This window comes from Streptomyces sp. NPDC001135, from assembly GCF_053598395.1.
The window spans coordinates 87,215-103,271 of the sequence record NZ_JBSFKD010000029.1 but is presented as its reverse complement, the minus strand read 5'-3'; the positions used below and the strand labels follow the sequence as shown (position 1 = coordinate 103,271).

Below are 16,057 nucleotides of genomic sequence, written 5' to 3'. Positions count from 1 at the left end.
ACCGCCAAGACGCTGAAGCGCAGGCCCAACCTCGCCACACAGGGACAAGGCCGCGGCCATTGATCGAAAAGTTCAACTGTGCGGCCTGCTGGGCGCCACCGCAGGCAACCCGTCGGCCGTTGCCGCGAGCAGAGGCAGGAGCTGGGCGAGTTCTCCCTGGTCACCGATGGCGTCGAGAAGCCGGGTTTGGTCGGAGTGGACGCGGTGGGCGGCGCGCTGGTGGAGGATGCGGCCGCGGGCGGTGAGGTGCAGCAGGACGCGGCGGCGGTCGTCGGGGTCGGGCCGACGGTAGACCAGGTTGCCGGCGACCATGCGGTCGACGAGCTTGGTCAGAGTGGGCGCCGGCATGAGGGCGTGGTCGGCGATTTCGGACATCGGGTGGCCCTGCCCGTCAGCAACGGCCGACAGGACGCGCCACTCCTCCACCGAGCAGCCCTCCTCGGCCAGCACCGCGGCCAAGCGCCGGCCGAGGCGTCGCTCGGCGTGACTGAGGAGGTGGGCAAGGTCCGGGGAGGAGGGTTCGGAGGGCATTGCCGGTGTCCTTCCGATAGGTCTAGTGTTCGGGCAGATTACGAGCCTCCGCGAGGGTGCCGGGGCCCGGACCGGGATCCGCGCGCCCAGTGCCCTCACGGAGGTGGTCTGTGCATCCGGTACCGCCCAGAGGGAACGGCGATTCGAGCACGACGCTGGTCGTGGCCCTGGTCGTGCCGCTGCAGGGACCCGCGGGGGTCTTCGGCCCGTCGTGCGAGCTGGCCGCACAACTGGCCGCGGAGGAACTGAACGCCGTGGGCGGCGTGCTGGACCGGGAGGTCCGCCTGGTCACGGTGGACGGCGGGGCATCGCCGGAGCGGGTGGCGGCCGAGGTCGAGGCCCTGGTGTCGCTGCGCGCCGTCGACGGGGTGGTGGGCTGGCACACCTCGGCCGTGCGCCAGGCACTGCTCCCGCGGATCGCGGGCCGCGTTCCATACGTCTACACAGCCCAGTACGAGGGCGGCGAGCGCACACCCGGGGTCTTCCTGACGGGCGAGACCGATGCAGCGCAACTGCTGCCGGCGATGCGGCTGCTGGCCGAGGCGACCGGCGCGCGACGCTGGTGCACGGTGGGCAACGACTATGTGTGGCCGCGCGTGACCGCCCGCGCCGCACGGCGATACGTCCGGGCGTGCGGCAGTCTGGTGCGCGACGAGGTCTTCGTGCCGCTGGGGACGCATGAGTTCGGGCCGGTACTGCGCCGGATCGAGCGGTGCGAGGCGGACGCGGTGCTGATGCTGCTGGTCGGCGACGACGCGGCACGCTTCAACCGGGCGTTCGCCGCTTACGGCCTTCACCAGCGGTGTCTGCGGCTGAGCACCCATATGGACGAGAACATCCTGCTGGCCACCGGTGCCGAGGCCACCGACGGGCTGTGGGCGACGGCCGGCTTCTTCGAGACGCTCGCGACCGCCGAGAGCCTGGACTTCAGCGCCCGTTACGCGGCGCGGTTCGGTGTGGATGCACCTGTCGTGGGCAGTCTGGGCGAGTCGTGTTTCGAAGGGGTGCGCCTGCTGGCGGCGTTGGCCGAGCGGGCGCGGTCGCTGGACGTGCGGGCGATGTGCACGGTGGGCGAAACGGTCTCCTACGAGGGCCCGCGCGGCGCACTGCGCCTGCGCGGCAACCATCTCACCCAACGGCTGTACCTGGCACGGGCGGATGCCTTCGACTTCCACATCCTCACCCAACTCTGACCCCGCTCCCTGCCGTTGACATTACCCTGCCACAGAAATACTTTCTACGGGAAGCATCTGGCGGAGGCGAGGCATCCGTATTCAATCGGACCCTTCGCTCGCCGCAGTCGCCCATGGACGGGCACCCTGACCCACGCGGTTTCGCTCCTGTTGGCGTGCTATCTACGCGCATCGAATAAAGGTCAGTTAAAGACCTTTCCCTTAAAGGAAGCGAAACGTTCAAGAAACAGTGCGGCGTGACTCTTCCGTGCAATCACCCGGGGTCGCCCGGGTCGTCCCCAGTGCTGGGAAGAGGGAATGTCGTGACGGAGATCGTCGACAAGGAAGCACCGCCGGCGAGTACGGGCGGACGGACGTACAACAACTGGGCGCAGAACGACACGTTGGAGGACTACTCCCTGCGCTACGCGCCGAAGTCCTTCCGCCGCTGGACCCCCTACGTGGTGGCCACCACGGCACTCGGTGGCATCGCCTACCTCGCCGACTTCGCCATCGGCGGCTCGATCGCCATCTCCAACGGCTTCTCCTCCGCGATGATCGCGATCCTCGCCGCCGCGGTCGTCATCTTCCTGACCGGCATCCCGATCTCGTACTACTCGGCGAAGTACTCCATCGACATGGACCTGCTGACCCGGGGCGCCGGCTTCGGCTACCTCGGATCCACGCTCACCTCGGTCATCTACGCCAGCTTCACCTTCATCTTCTTCGCCCTCGAAGGCTCGATCATGGCCCAGGCCCTGGAACTGGGGCTGCACATCCCGCTCGCCGTCGGCTATCTGATCTGCTCGCTGATCATCCTGCCGCTGGTCATCTACGGCATGACGGCGCTGTCGAAGATGCAGGTGTGGACGCAGCCGGTGTGGCTGGTGCTGATGGTCGCGCCGTTCGTGTCCATCGCCATCCAGGAGCCGGACGAGTTCTCGCAGTTCACGCATTTCGCCGGCAACTCCCCCACCGGCTCGAGCATCAGCATGCTCGGCGTCGGCGCGGGCGCGGGCGTGGCCCTGTCGCTGATCGCGCAGATCGGCGAGCAGGTCGACTACCTGCGCTTCATGCCCGACAAGACGCCCGAGAACACCAGGAAGTGGTGGGGGGCCGTCCTCTCCGCCGGCCCGGGCTGGGTGGTGCTCGGCGCGGCCAAGCAGATCGGCGGGGCCTTCCTCGCCTTCTACATCGCCGGCAGCGTGGGCCTGTCCAAGGCCAACGAGCCCATCCAGCAGTACGTCCACGGTTTCAAGACCTTCGCCGCACCCGTCGCCCTGGGCCTGGCCACGTTCTTCGTGATCCTGTCCCAGATAAAGATCAACTCGACGAACGCGTACTCCGGTTCGCTGTCCTGGTCGAACTTCTTCTCCCGCCTCACCCACCGCCACCCCGGCCGGGTCGTCTACATCTTCCTCAACGTCGGCGTCGCGCTGGCCCTGATGGAGGGCGGCGTCTTCGGCTTCCTCAACACCGTCCTCGGCTTCTACTCCAACGTCGCCATCGCCTGGATCGGCGCGGTCGTCGCCGACCTCGTCATCAACAAACCGCTGAAGCTCAGTCCCTCGTACATCGAGTTCAAGCGCGCGCACCTGTACAACTTCAACCCGGTCGGCTTCGGATCGATGCTCATTGCCTCGGCCGTCTCCATCGCGGCCTACTTCGAGGCGTTCGGAGACTACGGCAAGGCATACTCCCCCTTCGTCGCCCTGTTCCTCGCGATGGTCCTCTCACCGCTGTTCGCGGTGCTCACGAAGGGCAAGTACTACATCGCCCGCGTCGACGACCTGGAGGAGCCGCTGCTCGGGGCGGACGGCCTGCCCTCCGCGGCCATGCTGACCTGCACCGTGTGCACGACCGACTTCGAGCGGCCGGACGTGGCGAACTGCCCCTTCCACGCCGGGGCGATCTGCTCACTGTGCTGCAGCCTGGAGAAGGACTGCCACGACTCCTGCAAGAGCGGCTCCGGCACGGGACCGGTCGCCCTCGCCATGCCCACCGTGCGGTCCGTGGACTGACCACCACCACCTTCCCGTGTCCCGTTTGGCTCCGGCTCGCGTTATTCGACGTGGGCCGGAGCCGACGTCGTCAGTCGGTCAGGTCTGCTTTAGAGGTCGTCTCGATTGGTGCGTATGACCTGGGGCGATGGCTCTGTGGCCCTCGTCTGCCGACCTGCCATGATCATCTCGACGTGTTCCATGGTGGGAGGCAAGAGATGGCGATACTGCTGCCCGATGGGCTGGCTACGCCGGCGCTCGTGGTCGATTCGGATGTGCTGGAAGGCAACATCTCGCGGATGGCCGAGGCTTCGCGGGCTCAAGGGTTTGCCCTGCGCCCGCATGCCAAGGCCCACAAGTGCGCGCAGATCGGGGACCTTCAGCTTCAGGCTGGCGCGCGCGGGCTGTCGGTGGCCACGATCGGCGAAGCCGAGGCATTTGCCCGGGTCGGCGTGGACGACCTGTTCATCGCCTACCCCGTGTGGCTCGGTGCCGACAAGGCGCAGCGGCTGCGCCGACTGGCGGACCGCGTTGCCCTGAGAGTCGGCGTGGAGTCGGTCGAAGGCGCGCAGCGGCTGGGGGACGCCGTGCGTGGCAGCGATCGGCCGGTCGAGGTTCTTGTCGAGGTCGACAGCGGGAGCCGTCGCACGGGAGTGCAGCCCCAAGTGGCTGGTGAGGTGGGGAAGGCGGCGGCCGACGCGGGACTCATGGTGGCCGGCGTGTTCACGTTCCCGGGACACGGCTACGGTCACGACGCGCGGGCACGTGAGCGCGCCGCACGAGACGAAGAGCGCACTCTGGGCCACGCCGCACAGGTCCTGCGGGATCTCGGGCTCGACGTCCGTGTGGTCAGCGGCGGGTCGACTCCGACGGCGGGGCAGTGGCAGCCGGGCGCGGTGAACGAGTTGCGGCCGGGTGTCTACGTCTTCAACGACGCCACCCAACTGGCCATCGGCACCTGTGGGGTGGAGGACCTGGCGCTGGTCGCTGCGGCGACGGTGATCAGCGTTCCCGCCCCGGACCGCTTCGTGCTGGACGTCGGCAGCAAGGTCCTCGGCTCCGACCGGTCGCCTTGGGTGACGGGCCACGGCTACCTGCCTCAGTTCCCGCAGGGATCCATCACGGGGTTGTGGGAGCACCACGCCGTGGTCCGCCTTCCGGAAGGCGTGAGGGGGCCACGCCTTGGGTCGGTCGTCGCTGTCGTGCCCAACCACATCTGCACGCCGGTGAATCTCGCCGATGAGCTGCTGGTCGTCAAAGACCGCAAGGTGATCGACCGCTGGCAGGTCACGGCACGAGGGGCCAATATCTGAGCATCACTTCAGCCGGGAGAGACGGCGGTAGCAGATCAAAGTTGCGGCTATCCCGGCGAAGGCTGGGAAGTGTCCGGCCTTGCGCTCGTAGCGACGGTGCAGGCGGCGGCACCCGGCCAGCCAGGCCACCGTCCGCTCCACGGTCCAACGGTGGTGGCCCAGCCGCTGCGAGGGTTCAATCCCCTTGCGCGCGATGCGCGGGACGATGTTCCGGCCGCGGAGCCACCGTCGCAGGTAGTCGTAGTAGTACCCCTTGTCTGCCTGGAGCTTGGCAGGCCGCCGCCGGCGCGGTCCACGGCGAGAGCGGATCGGCGGGATACCCCGTACCAGGGGGTCCAGTCCCTGACTGTCATGGGTGTTCGCGGCGGAGATACCGATCGAGAGGGGCAGACCGGACCGCTCAGTGATCAAGTGGATCTTCGAGCCCTTCTTGCCGCGATCTACGGGATTCGGCCCCGTCAGATCCCCCCTTTCGCCGCCCGCATGTTCACCGAGTCGAGGGCACACCGCGACCAGTCCAACTCGCCGCGGGCGCCGAGCTCATCCAGCACCAGGCGGTGAAGCTTGGCCCACACCCGGGCCCGGCTCCACTCCGTGAACCGCCGGTGCGCGGTCGGCCCAGACGGGCCGAAGTCGGACGGCAGCTGGCGCCAGGTACACGCCGTCGTGGCCACGAACACAATGGCTGCCAGCACCTGCCGGTCTCCATACCTGCGTCGGCCCCCGCCCTGGGGCCGCACCGGAGCGGTCGGCACCACCCGCTGAAACAACGCCCACAACCCGTCCGGCACCAGACGCTCCACCATCGCCGTCACGCCTACCAGCCTAGTGATCAAGCCAGTTGAGACGATCTCTAAGTGCAACAGCACCGCCTATGGCCGGTGATGGACGCGATGAAGCTGCTGAAGAAGTACGCCGACGTCGACGGCAAGACTCGTTTCTACGACGCCGACGACGAAGTGCCCATGGACGGCGTGGTGCGCAAGGACTGGCGCGAGGCGATCGTCGACGACAAGGGCAAGGTCGAGCGCATCCCGTACGAGCTGTGCGTCCTGGTCGCCCTGCGAGACGCGGTCCGCCGCCGCGAGATCTACGTCGAGGGCGCCGCCCGCTGGCGTAACCCGGAGGACGACCTGCCCGGCGACTTCGAGGCCACCCGCACCGTGCACTACGCCGCGACCCGCCAGCCGCTGACCCGAGGGCGTTCATCGCGGACCTGAAGAAGCGCATGACCGCGGGCCTGGACCGGCTCTCCGCCTCGCTCGCAGCCGGCAGCCCGGGCGGGGTCAAGGTCACCACCCGCAAGGGCGAACCGTGGACCACTGTTCCGAAGCTGGAGCCGCTGGCCGAGCCCACCGGCCTGGCGGCCCTCAAGGACGAGGTCGCACGCCGCTGGGGCGTCCTGGACCTCCTGGACGTGCTGAAGAACGCCGACTTCCTCACCGGCTTCACCGAGGAGTTCCCCTCGGTGGCCACCCACGAGCGCATCGAGCGCGACGTCATCCGGCGCCGCCTGCTGCTGGCCCTCTTCGCGCTGGGCACGAACATGGGCATCCGCGCGACCGGCGAGCACGGCGAGAGCGAAGCTGCGCTGCGGCACGTGCGCCGGCACTTCAACACCGTCGACAACCTCCGGGCCGCCGTCACCAGGCTGGTGAACTCCACCTTCGCCGCCCCGCGACACCGCATGGTGGGACCAAGGCACAGCCTGCGCGTCGGACTCGAAGAAGTTCGGGTCCTGGTCCTCGAACTTCATGACCGAGTACCACGCCCGCTACAGCGGCAACGGCGTGATGATCTACTGGCACGTCGAGCGGAAGAACGTGTGCATCTACTCCCAGCTCAAGAGCCGTTCGTCGTCCGAGGTCGCTGCGATGATCGACGGCCTGCTGCGGCACTGCACGGACGTCGAGATCGAGTCGAACTACGTCGACACGCACGGCGCCAGCGTGGTCGGGTTCGCCTTCACCGAGCTGCTGAACTTCCGCCTGCTGCCTCGGCTGAAGAACGTCGGCAGTATCCGCCTGTACCGCCCGGACGACGCCCCGCCCGACTGGCTGGCGCTCGGCGCCTCGCTGACGAGGCCGATCCGCTGGGAGCTGATCGAGCAGCAGTACGACCAGATGGTCAAGTACGCCACCGCGCTCCGGCTCGGGACAGCGGAGGCGGAGCAGGTTCTGCGGCGCTTCATCCTGGCGGCCCCAAGCACCCGACCTACCAGGCCCTCGAAGAACTCGGCCGCGCAGTGCGTACGGTCTTCGCCTGCGACTACTTGGCCAGTCCCGGCCTGCGCCGGGAGATCCACGGCGGGCTTCAGGTCGTGGAGAACTGGAACAGCGCGAACACCGTGCTGCACTACGGCACGGACGGCGCCCTGACCGGCCCGGACAAGGAGCACGCCGAGACCTCGATGCTCGCCCTGCACCTGCTCCAGTCCGCGCTCGTGCACGTCAACACCCTGCTCGTGCAGCAGGTCCTGGCCGAACCGGCGTGGGCGAAGAAGCTCACCGACGAGGACCGGCGCGGCCAGACCGCGCTGTTCTGGTCGAACGTCGACCCGTACGGCACCTTCCGTCTGGACATGGACAAGCGCCTCGACCTGGGGCTCACGGTGCCCCGCCCCCGCACCCTGGCGAACGCTGCCGATCGTTCGAGCACGGAGACACGATGAAGGGCTTCGCCGACCTCACCTATCCCCGGAGGGGGTGCCGTTAACGAATGGCGATCGAACCAACATGTAGTTGAGCGTGACTGGCTCCCGGATGGTTTCACTGAGGGGCATCTCCGCACCACCCTTCAGGGTCGGGAGGAGGCCGGGGCGTTGTATCAGCGGGCTTGTGCCCCTATGACGATTTCACCGACTGGGGTGCGGTCGTACAGCACGGACCGTCCATCGCGCCGTCGCCGGATGAGCTGGGCGTCGAGCAGGACCTTGAGGTGGCGGCCCACCGAACCCAGGCCCTGACCGGTCAAGGCGGCCAACTGGGTGGTGCTCTTGGGTGTGTCCAAGAGGACGAGGACGCGCGCCCGTGCGGGTCCAAGCAGCGTGCCGAGGGCATCGGGCACCGGGATCGGATCCGGCTCCGCCAGCACGCCCGAGCAGGGGTAGATCACGGCATTCCGGTCGGCCGCCCAGCAGACCCAGCCCACGCCTGGGGTGACCGGGATGAACAGCAGCCGCTTGCCCGAGAGATCCCGCGGCGGGTAGTCGTAGGGGTTGATCTGCAGCCGGCCCTCCCCCAGCCAGCGCATTCCCGGCCGCATCGCGTCCAGCGTGGTGGCCCATCCGTCACGGCCGAGCTGCCCGGTCCTCGCGACGACGTCGGCCTCGACGATCCGGCGGCGGCGGTCCCAGTCCGGTTGGACCGCCGTCGTCCAGATCCACTCCAACAGGTCGGCGAGGCGCCCGGCCAGGTCCAGCCGGTGCAGCCGTTCCGGGACCGGGCCGCCCAGAGCGACCTTGAGGTCTGTGTGCACCCGATCGGTCGGCCAGGCACGGATCTGTGCCAGCTCCTCGTGGAAGGAGAGGTTCGTCTCGCCAGTAGGCGTCGGTGTCACGAAATCGGCGAGATAGCGGGGCCGCAGTGCCGAACGGAGCAGCAGCGCGGTGATCGGGTCATCGGCCAGCCGTGCCCGGTAAGCGGGCAGGCGGGTGTCGAGCCATCGGCGCTCGCCGGGGTGGGCAGCTGTCCCGTTCGACAGGGCGATCAGGCACGCGGTGGTCTCGGCGAGTGCCGAGACGAGGAAGCGGCTCTCCGCCAGGGTGTCCGTGCTGATCTGCCACCAGCCCATGTTTCGCCTCCTCGCGAAACATTAACAGGCTTGCCGTTCTGACCGTGAGGCTTCGAGTCATGCTCACCACCTATCGAGGGCTGTTTCGCACGCCCGAGTTCACGCCGCTGTTCGTGACCGCCTCGACGCAGGTCGCCGCGATGACGGTCAGTGGCCTGGCGCTGGGCACGTCTGTCTACGAGGCCACTCACTCGCCGTTGTTGTCCGCACTGAGCATGTTCGGCCCGTCCCTGGCCCAGGTGGTCGGGGCGACGGCGCTCCTGTCGGCAGCCGATCGGCTGCCGCCGCGTGCGGCGATGACGACTCTGGCGGTCGCCTTCGGGTCGGGCACCGCCGTACTGACCGTCCCCGGTCTGCCCCTGTGGGCCGTCTTCGTGGTGATCACGCTCCTGGGGCTGATCGGTTCGGTGGGCGGTGGCGTCCGGTACGGGCTGCTCAGCGAGATACTCCCCGCAGAGGGCTATCTGCTGGGCCGGTCGGTGTTGAACATGTCCGTCGGCACGATGCAGATCTGCGGGTTCGCCGGGGGCGGCGGCCTGGTGACGGCACTGTCCCCACGCGGAACAATGCTGACCGGCGCCGCCCTCTACCTCGTGACGGCCGCCGTCGCCAGGTTCGGCCTCAGCTGCCGCCCGGCGCGCACGGCCGGACGGCCGTCCATCGCCGCCACCTGGCGCACCAACGCGCTGCTCTGGTCGTCACGGCCTCGGCGGTATGTCTACCTCGCCCTTTGGGTCCCCAACGGCCTGATCGTCGGCTGCGAGTCGCTTTTCGTCCCGTACGCGCCGCGGCACGCAGGTCTGCTCTTCGCGTTCGCCGCCGGGGGGATGCTCATCGGGGACACGGTGACCGGCCGGTTCGTCCCGCTGGTCTGGAGACGGCGGTTGGACGCTCCGCTGCGTCTCCTGCTCGCCGCGCCGTACATGGTCTTCGTGGCCCACCCGGCACTCGGCCTGGCCGTGGTTGCCGTCACCTTGGCGTCGATCGGCTACTCCGCCACATTGCTCCTGCAGGAGCATCTCATGGCCCTCACCCCCAAGGGCATCCACGGGCAGGCGCTGGGCCTGCACTCCGCCGGCATGCTCACCATGCAGGGAGTCGGTGCCACCCTCGCCGGGGCGGTCGCCCAGTACGACGCGCCGGACATCGCGATGGCCGTCATGGCCGCAGCGTCGGTCGCGGTCACCCTCCTACTCGTTCCCGGACTGCGCGGGGAGCCCCCAGCTGTCCCGGAACAACCGGCCCCGAACGGCGGGGACGAACGCTACGGCTCGGCGGGCACTGCCGAGACTTCCTCCGGTGTTTCATAGGTGGTCGCCCAATGCCGCGAAGTTAAAGGTGGCGGGCAGTTGTCAAGAAGGGGGCGTACACACGGAGTTCATGCGCCGCTACGTGGGTTCGGCCTGCTGAGGCTAGGTCTGGGTGTTCTATCCGGATCAAAAAGGCGGGTCCTCGTTGGATGATCGGTCTGCTGTCCCCCACCACCCTGCTCTGCCGGTCGAGGGGGATGTTTTTGCCCCTGGGCATCTGGGTGAGCTGACCCAGGTGGTTCCGTTCGAGCTCGTGGACGCCGTGCTCGACGAGGCGGGCCGGACCGAGTGCCGCCTGCGGAGACTGCCGTCGCGAGTGGGGGTGTACTTCGTCATGGCGCTGGGCTTGTTCGGGCATGTCGGCGCCGGCCTGGTCCGGCAGAAGCTGATCCATGGTCTGAGCGGGCTGGTGGTCCCGCCCCGTCAGAGAAGGCGCTGCGGGATCTGAGGCGGCGCATGGGCGCGGCCCCGTTGAAGGCACTGTTCGAGACGTTGGCGGTCCCGCTGGCGCAGCCGTCGACACCCGGCGCCCGGTACCACCGGTGGCGGACTGTCGCCTTCGACGGCTGCGGCTCGTTGAAGGTCCCCGACCACGAACGCAGCCGCAACTGGCTCGGCAAGCTGCGGTCCCGGCTGGGCCCGGCGGGCTACCTCACGATGATGCTGATGGCGCTCGTGGAGCCCAGCACACGAGCCGTGCTGGGCGCGGTCTTCGGTCCGGCCCAGACCAGCGAGACCGCCTACGCCGCGCAGCTGCTGCACTTGCTCGACCGCGACGTGCTGCTGCTAGTACCGCAACGGTGTTTGCCGTGACTGATGGCCAGGCCGGTCGTTGGTGTGGTTATGGGTGGGGACCTTGCTGATGTCAGGCTGTGGGCAGGTGAACTGGAAGCTGTGCATGAGGGGTTCGTGCACCGTTTCAGCAGATCGGAGCCCCGGGAGTCGGCACTTGCTTATATGCGGGGCTTGATCGCTCCGCTGCAGCGGAAGAACGGCTGGACGCTGGCGGAGGAAGCCGGTCACGCGGGCCCGGACCGCCTCCATCGGATGCTGAACCGGATCGAGTGGGACGCCGATGAGGTGCTCGACGACGTGCGGCGGTACGCGGTCGACAACCTCGGCGACCCGGACGCCGTCCTGGTCGTGGACGACACTGGCTTCTTGAAGAAGGGGACGCGGTCGGCCGGGGTGCAGAGGCAGTACTCCGGCACCGCCGGGCGGACGGAGAACTGCCAGGTCGGGGTCTTCCTCGCCTATGCAACCGGCCGTGGGCGGACACTGATTGACCGGAGCCTGTATCTGCCCACTTCCTGGACCGATGACCGTGAAAGGTGCCGCCGGGCCGGTATCGACGACGAGGTCACCTTCGAGACGAAGGTGGCCATGGCCAGGGCGATGGTCCGCCGTGCCATCACGGACAAGATCCCGTTTCGGTGGGTGACCGCGGATGCCGCCTACGGGTTCAGCAAAGGCTGGCGGTCGGAACTGGAGCGGGCGGATGTCTTCCACGTCATGGCCACCACCCGGCACGACACCGTGGTCACCCGCTGGGCGATCGACCATCCCGTCCACAACCTGTTCAACGGCCTTGCCCGGCAGAAATGGAAGCGCCGTTCCTGCGGCACAGGGGCTCACGGCCTGCGGATCTACGACTGGGCACGTGTGGAAGTGCGGCCCTGGCACCGGCCCGACCGCCGCCACTGGGTCATCGCCCGCCGCAGCGTCGCCCGCCCGCAGGAGATCTCCTACTACATCGCCTACTGCCCCGCCGAGACCACGCTTGACGACCTGATCCGCATTGCGGGCAGTCGATGGGCCATCGAGGAATGCTTCCAAAGCGCGAAACAGGAATGCGGACTGGACGACTACCAGGTCCGCCGCTACCCCCGATGGCACCGCCACATGACCCTCGCCATGGCCGCCCACGCCTGCCTGACCGTCCTGCGAGCCCGCGAGCTGGATGCCGGGAAAGCAGAAACGGATCCTCCCAGCTCATCCACCTCAGCCTCGCCGAGATACGACGGCTGATCACCCGCCTCACCGACCGCCGGCCCGCACCCGTCGAGCACACCCTGCACTGGTCGACCTGGCGCCGACGACGACAGCACCAGGCCCGCACCAGCCACTACAAACGACCCGGACACAGCCCCTGACCTGGCCATCAGGCACGGCAAACACCGTTGCAGTACTAGTAGTGCTGTGACCGGCAACGTTCACCGGGTTAACCGCTGGATCGAGTCTTTGCTGGGCTTGTAGGTTCCCGACGTGAGTGATGACGGCAAGACTCGGATCCGATTCGCGGAGGAAGCAGATGCAGCCGTGATCGCGTGCATCCACATGACCTCTCGGTCGGCGACCATGCCCTACCTGCCCCCGCAGAAGCGCAGCCACGAGCAGGTGACCAGATGGGTCCAGGACGTCCTGCTCAAGCTATGTCGGACTTGGGTCGCAGTGCGTGATGCGGAGATCATCGGCTATGCCGCCCTCGACGGCGACATGCTCGAACACCTCTATCTGCGCCCGGACGTCCGCCGGCAGGGAGTCGGCACGCTACTGCTCGATGAGGTCAGGCGACACAGCCCTGACGGGGTGTCCCTGCACGTCTTTCAGCAGAACACCGATGCCCGCGCGTTCTATGAGCGCCACGATTTCACCGTCCTCGACACCAACAATGGTGAGCGCAACATGGAGAACCTGCCCGACATGACGCTTCGCTGGACGCCGAACAGCGTTTAGTAATCCGTACCGGCCAGGAGCCGAAGGCTCACGCCGCAGCGGCGAGGGGGCGTCCGCCCCAGCGGATGCCTTTCTTCGAGATCTTCCTGGAGCGCCCCGACGGTCTCGTCAGGCTCGGGCGCAGCGGGTGGTGGTGCTCCAGGATTCGCTGGAACTTGGCGGAGAACGCGTCGGAGCGGGTGGCTTCTGCAAAGACCGCCTGCGGCTGCTTCGACGTAGGTGGTTGGGGGAAACCTATCCGCGAAGTCCCTTGCCAGCGAAGGTAGGGGGAACGGTGGGGGCTACTGGAAGGCCGTACAAGCTGTGGTTGCGTTTGGTGGCCGTGGCGGTTGTCAGCGCATTGATCGGACTGCTCGCTGCGCTGTGGGGGACAGAGGCGTGGGCGGGAGTGCTCGGGGCTGCGGTCGCGGCCGTGGTCAGCGTCGTTGCGGTCGGTGTGCAGACGGAGTGGCAGCGGCAGGCCGAGGCGGCTCGCCGTCGGCCACGTGCTTTAGCGATCGCCGCGCCAGGAGGTCGCTTTCCCCTGGTGCGGGATGTCTCTGATCCCGTCACGGTGGGAGTGCACCCGGCCGAGACAGTCGAACAGGATGGCGCGATCGACCGGGTTCCGACTTACGTCACCCGCGACATGGAGCCTCACCTGCACGCTGCCCTGCGGCGCGGTGGCTTCGTCCTGCTGGTGGGCGAGTCGACTGCGGGTAAGACGCGCGCCGCCTTCGAGGCCATCCGGCTCCTGCGCCCTGATCACTACTTCGTGGCTCCCGCTGCCCGGGAGGCCGTTGAAGTGCTGCTCGATGGCTGGGAAGCGGTCGACCGTTGCGTGGTGTGGCTTGATGACCTAGAGCGCTTTCTGGGGCTGGGAGGACTGACCATCTCCACCTTGCAGCGTCTGCTTCTTGCCGACCGGCACGTGCTGGTCTTGGCCACTATGCGCAGCCACGAATACGACCGTTTCCGGGACCGGGCGGAAAATGAGGCATCAGGGGCCGCGCAGGAAGCCTGGCGGCAGGGACGGGCCGTACTGAGACAAGCCCAGGTGGTCCACGTCGAAAGACGTTGGACGCATACCGAGCGGGAACGGGCCCGTGTGGCAGGCGACCCCCGGCTGGTCCGCGCATTGGCCGGTGATGAGCGCTTCGGGGTGGCCGAACTTCTTGCGGCCGGCCCGGAACTGGTCGAAGTCTGGCAGCACGCCTGGACCCCCGGGCACCACCCACGAGGAGCAGCCCTCGTAGCAGCGGGCGTCGACGCACGACGCGCCGGCTATCACCGCCCTTTGCCCGTGGACGTGCTACGGCACCTGCACGAGGACTACCTTTCTCGCCGCGGCGGTGTCGAACTGCGTCCCGAGCCATTCGCAGAGGCACTGAGGTGGGCTGTGACCCCCACCGTCCCCGCAGGCGCGAACAGCCTGCTGCTCGGGGACACCGAACACGGATGCCTGGCTTTCGACTACTTGATCGACCTCCCTACGCGAGAGGCCATACCAGAATCGGTCTGGGCGGCAGTCACGGAGCTCGCTCCGCTCCACGAGGCCTACACGATCGCATGCAGCGCGTGGCTGGCAGGCCACTTCACACTCGTCCTTCCCACACTGCGGCGTGCAGCGCAGGCCGGCATCGGAGAAGCAGAGAGGATCCTGTGGGAATCAGACCTACCGATGCGTCCGGCAGAGGAAGCCCTGGCGGACGCTCAACTCAGGATGCAAGCCCTGCAAGACCAGCTTGGCGCCGACCATGAAGAATCACTGCTGGCGGAAAGCATGGTCGCGTCGTTCACGATGCACTGCGGAAGACATGCCGAAGCCCTCCGGCTCTACGAGTCACTCGCGGACAGAGCAGCCTCCAGACTGGGAGACGATGACCGTCTCGTCCTGGGCGTGAGATTCGGCCTCGCCAACAGCACATTCGCCTCAGGAGCCCATGATGAAGGCCTGGCCCTACTTGACGCTGCACTCCGACAGAGCGCCCAAAAACTGGGCCCAGCGGACTTGGCAGTGCTCTACCGACGCAAACGTTTGGTTGAAGCGTTGGCAGAGGCAGGCCGCATCAGCGACGCACGAGACCAAGTCACCACCCTCGACGCAGACTGCACCCACCTACCAGGCACACACCCCATCGTCGACGAGGTGAGGCAACTGGCAAATCGCCTGCACGAACCGTAGTAGACAGTCGCGCACGGGCCGGCGGCGGCTTCGTCGGCCCACAGGCTAAGGAGCAAACGTGAACCAGGGCTTGCAATGGCGGAAGAGCTCATACTCGACTACGGCGCAGACCTGCGTGGAGATCGCCCAGACGTCAGCCGTCGTATGGATCCGCGACAGCAAGGACGTGACGAAGTCCCCTCTCCGCATATCCGCGCAGAGCTGGAAGCAGTTCCAGGCGACCGTCCGCAGTGGCGAACAAATCCAGTGACCAAGCACGCACGCCATCTGACCGGCATGACCGCATTCGGAACGTCCGCTGCAGAGCAGTAGGGCGGGCCCGGAGACGAGAGTAGAGAGCCGGGCAGGGCTGGCCTACGACTACAGGCGTTCCGTGCCCTGACCACCCGTGAACCCACCCCTGCCCCCGCCCCGGCAGCGCCCGGGGCTGGGGCGGAGCCCTCAGGCGCGAGTCAGACGGTGCAAGTGTCGAGCATCGAGGACAGGGCCGACTTCTCGTCATCCGTGGTGGTCAGCTTCCAGACCGACTTAACGTGCGCGGAGCTTGGCGCTCCGCCTTCGTCAGGTCCACCGCAGCGACCATAGTGGTGCGTGTCTGGATCGGAAGCGGCGCGGCAGAGAGCTCGGGATCGGCATCGACGTCGTAGTCGCTTGCCAGTCCGGCAAGGCCGGAGGCGTAACCCGCCTACAGCCAGCTCGCGCCGCAGACCGCCGCCGCATCGGTCGCGAGTTCGCTCCCGTCCTGGAGAGCACCTCCGGCCGGGCTGCCCTTCTGGTGGTGTGTGCCGAACTGCTCCAGTCCGCCTCTCGCGGCGACCATCCTGATCTCACTCCCAAACTGCGAGACCTCGTACAGGACCTGTCGAGTCGGTGATCTGGCCGCTTGGTTGGCTGTCTGAGCCAAGGAACAAGTGCAGGTCCCGGGACGGGGACTGCGTGCGCAGGCAGGGCCCTATTCTCCCGGCCCCAGTCTGGACTTGCTCTCCAGTTCGGGTTCCCGCTGCAGAGACTCCCGGCGGCCCGGGGTCTACGGCCGACC

General features: G+C 67.7%; 16 protein-coding genes and 2 pseudogenes. 14 read left to right on the top strand and 4 right to left on the bottom strand.

The features are described 5' to 3' along the window. Positions 1–72: 72 nt before the first annotated feature. Positions 73–531, bottom strand: a complete 459-nt coding sequence (locus ACWC94_RS30255) for a MarR family winged helix-turn-helix transcriptional regulator (protein WP_450800386.1) — start codon at positions 529–531, stop codon at positions 73–75. Positions 532–641: 110 nt separating this feature from the next. On the opposite strand from ACWC94_RS30255, the gene ACWC94_RS30250 reads away from it, so the two are divergent. From ACWC94_RS30250 to ACWC94_RS30240, 3 genes are all read left to right on the top strand, one after another. Continuing rightward, positions 642–1,724 (top strand): substrate-binding domain-containing protein, encoded by a 1,083-nt coding sequence (locus ACWC94_RS30250; protein WP_450800385.1) that lies wholly within the window; start codon positions 642–644, stop codon positions 1,722–1,724. A gap of 302 nt (positions 1,725–2,026) precedes the next feature. Further along, the gene (locus ACWC94_RS30245; RefSeq protein WP_450800384.1) at positions 2,027–3,724 is read left to right on the top strand and encodes a purine-cytosine permease family protein; all 1,698 of its coding nucleotides are present in this window, start codon (positions 2,027–2,029) and stop codon (positions 3,722–3,724) included. 197 nt (positions 3,725–3,921) lie between these two features. Continuing rightward, on the top strand, positions 3,922–5,016 hold the full coding sequence (locus ACWC94_RS30240; protein WP_450800383.1) for an alanine racemase: 1,095 nt from the start codon (positions 3,922–3,924) through the stop codon (positions 5,014–5,016). A 3-nt stretch (positions 5,017–5,019) separates the two neighbouring features. Here ACWC94_RS30240 and ACWC94_RS30235 read toward each other — a convergent pair. Then, positions 5,020–5,822, bottom strand: a protein-coding gene (locus ACWC94_RS30235; RefSeq protein ID WP_450800417.1) for an IS5 family transposase whose coding sequence is annotated in 2 segments (ribosomal slippage) — positions 5,020–5,480 and positions 5,480–5,822 — 804 coding nt in all. Because the reading frame shifts where the segments join, the coding sequence is not laid out codon by codon here. A gap of 51 nt (positions 5,823–5,873) precedes the next feature. On the opposite strand from ACWC94_RS30235, the gene ACWC94_RS30230 reads away from it, so the two are divergent. The 4 genes and pseudogenes from ACWC94_RS30230 (at position 5,874) to ACWC94_RS30215 (ending at position 7,687) form a co-directional block, all read left to right on the top strand. Then, complete coding sequence (locus ACWC94_RS30230) at positions 5,874–6,236, top strand: hypothetical protein (RefSeq protein WP_450800382.1); 363 nt, start codon at positions 5,874–5,876, stop codon at positions 6,234–6,236. An 8-nt stretch (positions 6,237–6,244) separates the two neighbouring features. After that, positions 6,245–6,637 (top strand): annotated as a pseudogene (locus tag ACWC94_RS30225) (Tn3 family transposase); the annotation flags it as partial. A gap of 124 nt (positions 6,638–6,761) precedes the next feature. Next, positions 6,762–7,148 (top strand): annotated as a pseudogene (locus ACWC94_RS30220) (Tn3 family transposase); the annotation flags it as partial. 113 nt (positions 7,149–7,261) lie between these two features. Beyond that, positions 7,262–7,687, top strand: a complete 426-nt coding sequence (locus ACWC94_RS30215; RefSeq protein ID WP_450800416.1) for a Tn3 family transposase — start codon at positions 7,262–7,264, stop codon at positions 7,685–7,687. Between the two features lie 155 nt (positions 7,688–7,842). Here ACWC94_RS30215 and ACWC94_RS30210 read toward each other — a convergent pair whose 3' ends face one another. Continuing rightward, the gene (locus ACWC94_RS30210; RefSeq protein ID WP_450800380.1) at positions 7,843–8,808 is read right to left on the bottom strand and encodes an ArsR/SmtB family transcription factor; all 966 of its coding nucleotides are present in this window, start codon (positions 8,806–8,808) and stop codon (positions 7,843–7,845) included. A 59-nt stretch (positions 8,809–8,867) separates the two neighbouring features. On the opposite strand from ACWC94_RS30210, the gene ACWC94_RS30205 reads away from it, so the two are divergent. From ACWC94_RS30205 to ACWC94_RS30175, 7 genes are all read left to right on the top strand, one after another. After that, positions 8,868–10,118: an MFS transporter gene (locus ACWC94_RS30205; protein WP_450800379.1), complete on the top strand. Its 1,251-nt coding sequence runs from the start codon at positions 8,868–8,870 to the stop codon at positions 10,116–10,118. 112 nt (positions 10,119–10,230) lie between these two features. Then, on the top strand, positions 10,231–10,566 hold the full coding sequence (locus tag ACWC94_RS30200; protein ID WP_450800378.1) for a transposase domain-containing protein: 336 nt from the start codon (positions 10,231–10,233) through the stop codon (positions 10,564–10,566). Between the two features lie 8 nt (positions 10,567–10,574). Further along, a complete protein-coding gene (locus ACWC94_RS30195; RefSeq protein ID WP_450800377.1) occupies positions 10,575–10,931 on the top strand; it encodes a hypothetical protein in 357 nt (118 codons plus the stop codon). A gap of 30 nt (positions 10,932–10,961) precedes the next feature. Next, positions 10,962–12,146: an IS701 family transposase gene (locus tag ACWC94_RS30190; RefSeq protein WP_450800415.1), complete on the top strand. Its 1,185-nt coding sequence runs from the start codon at positions 10,962–10,964 to the stop codon at positions 12,144–12,146. A 237-nt stretch (positions 12,147–12,383) separates the two neighbouring features. After that, on the top strand, positions 12,384–12,854 hold the full coding sequence (locus ACWC94_RS30185) for an N-acetyltransferase family protein (RefSeq protein WP_450800376.1): 471 nt from the start codon (positions 12,384–12,386) through the stop codon (positions 12,852–12,854). Positions 12,855–13,161: 307 nt separating this feature from the next. Then, on the top strand, positions 13,162–15,018 hold the full coding sequence (locus ACWC94_RS30180; protein WP_450800375.1) for a hypothetical protein: 1,857 nt from the start codon (positions 13,162–13,164) through the stop codon (positions 15,016–15,018). 58 nt (positions 15,019–15,076) lie between these two features. Further along, positions 15,077–15,268, top strand: a complete 192-nt coding sequence (locus ACWC94_RS30175; protein WP_450800374.1) for a DUF397 domain-containing protein — start codon at positions 15,077–15,079, stop codon at positions 15,266–15,268. A gap of 435 nt (positions 15,269–15,703) precedes the next feature. Here the strand turns inward: ACWC94_RS30175 and ACWC94_RS30170 are convergent, their stop codons facing one another. Further along, positions 15,704–15,838 carry a hypothetical protein gene (locus ACWC94_RS30170; RefSeq protein ID WP_450800373.1) on the bottom strand — a complete coding sequence of 45 codons (135 nt, stop codon included), beginning with the start codon at positions 15,836–15,838 and terminating at the stop codon, positions 15,704–15,706. Between the last annotated feature and the right edge of the window lie 219 nt (positions 15,839–16,057).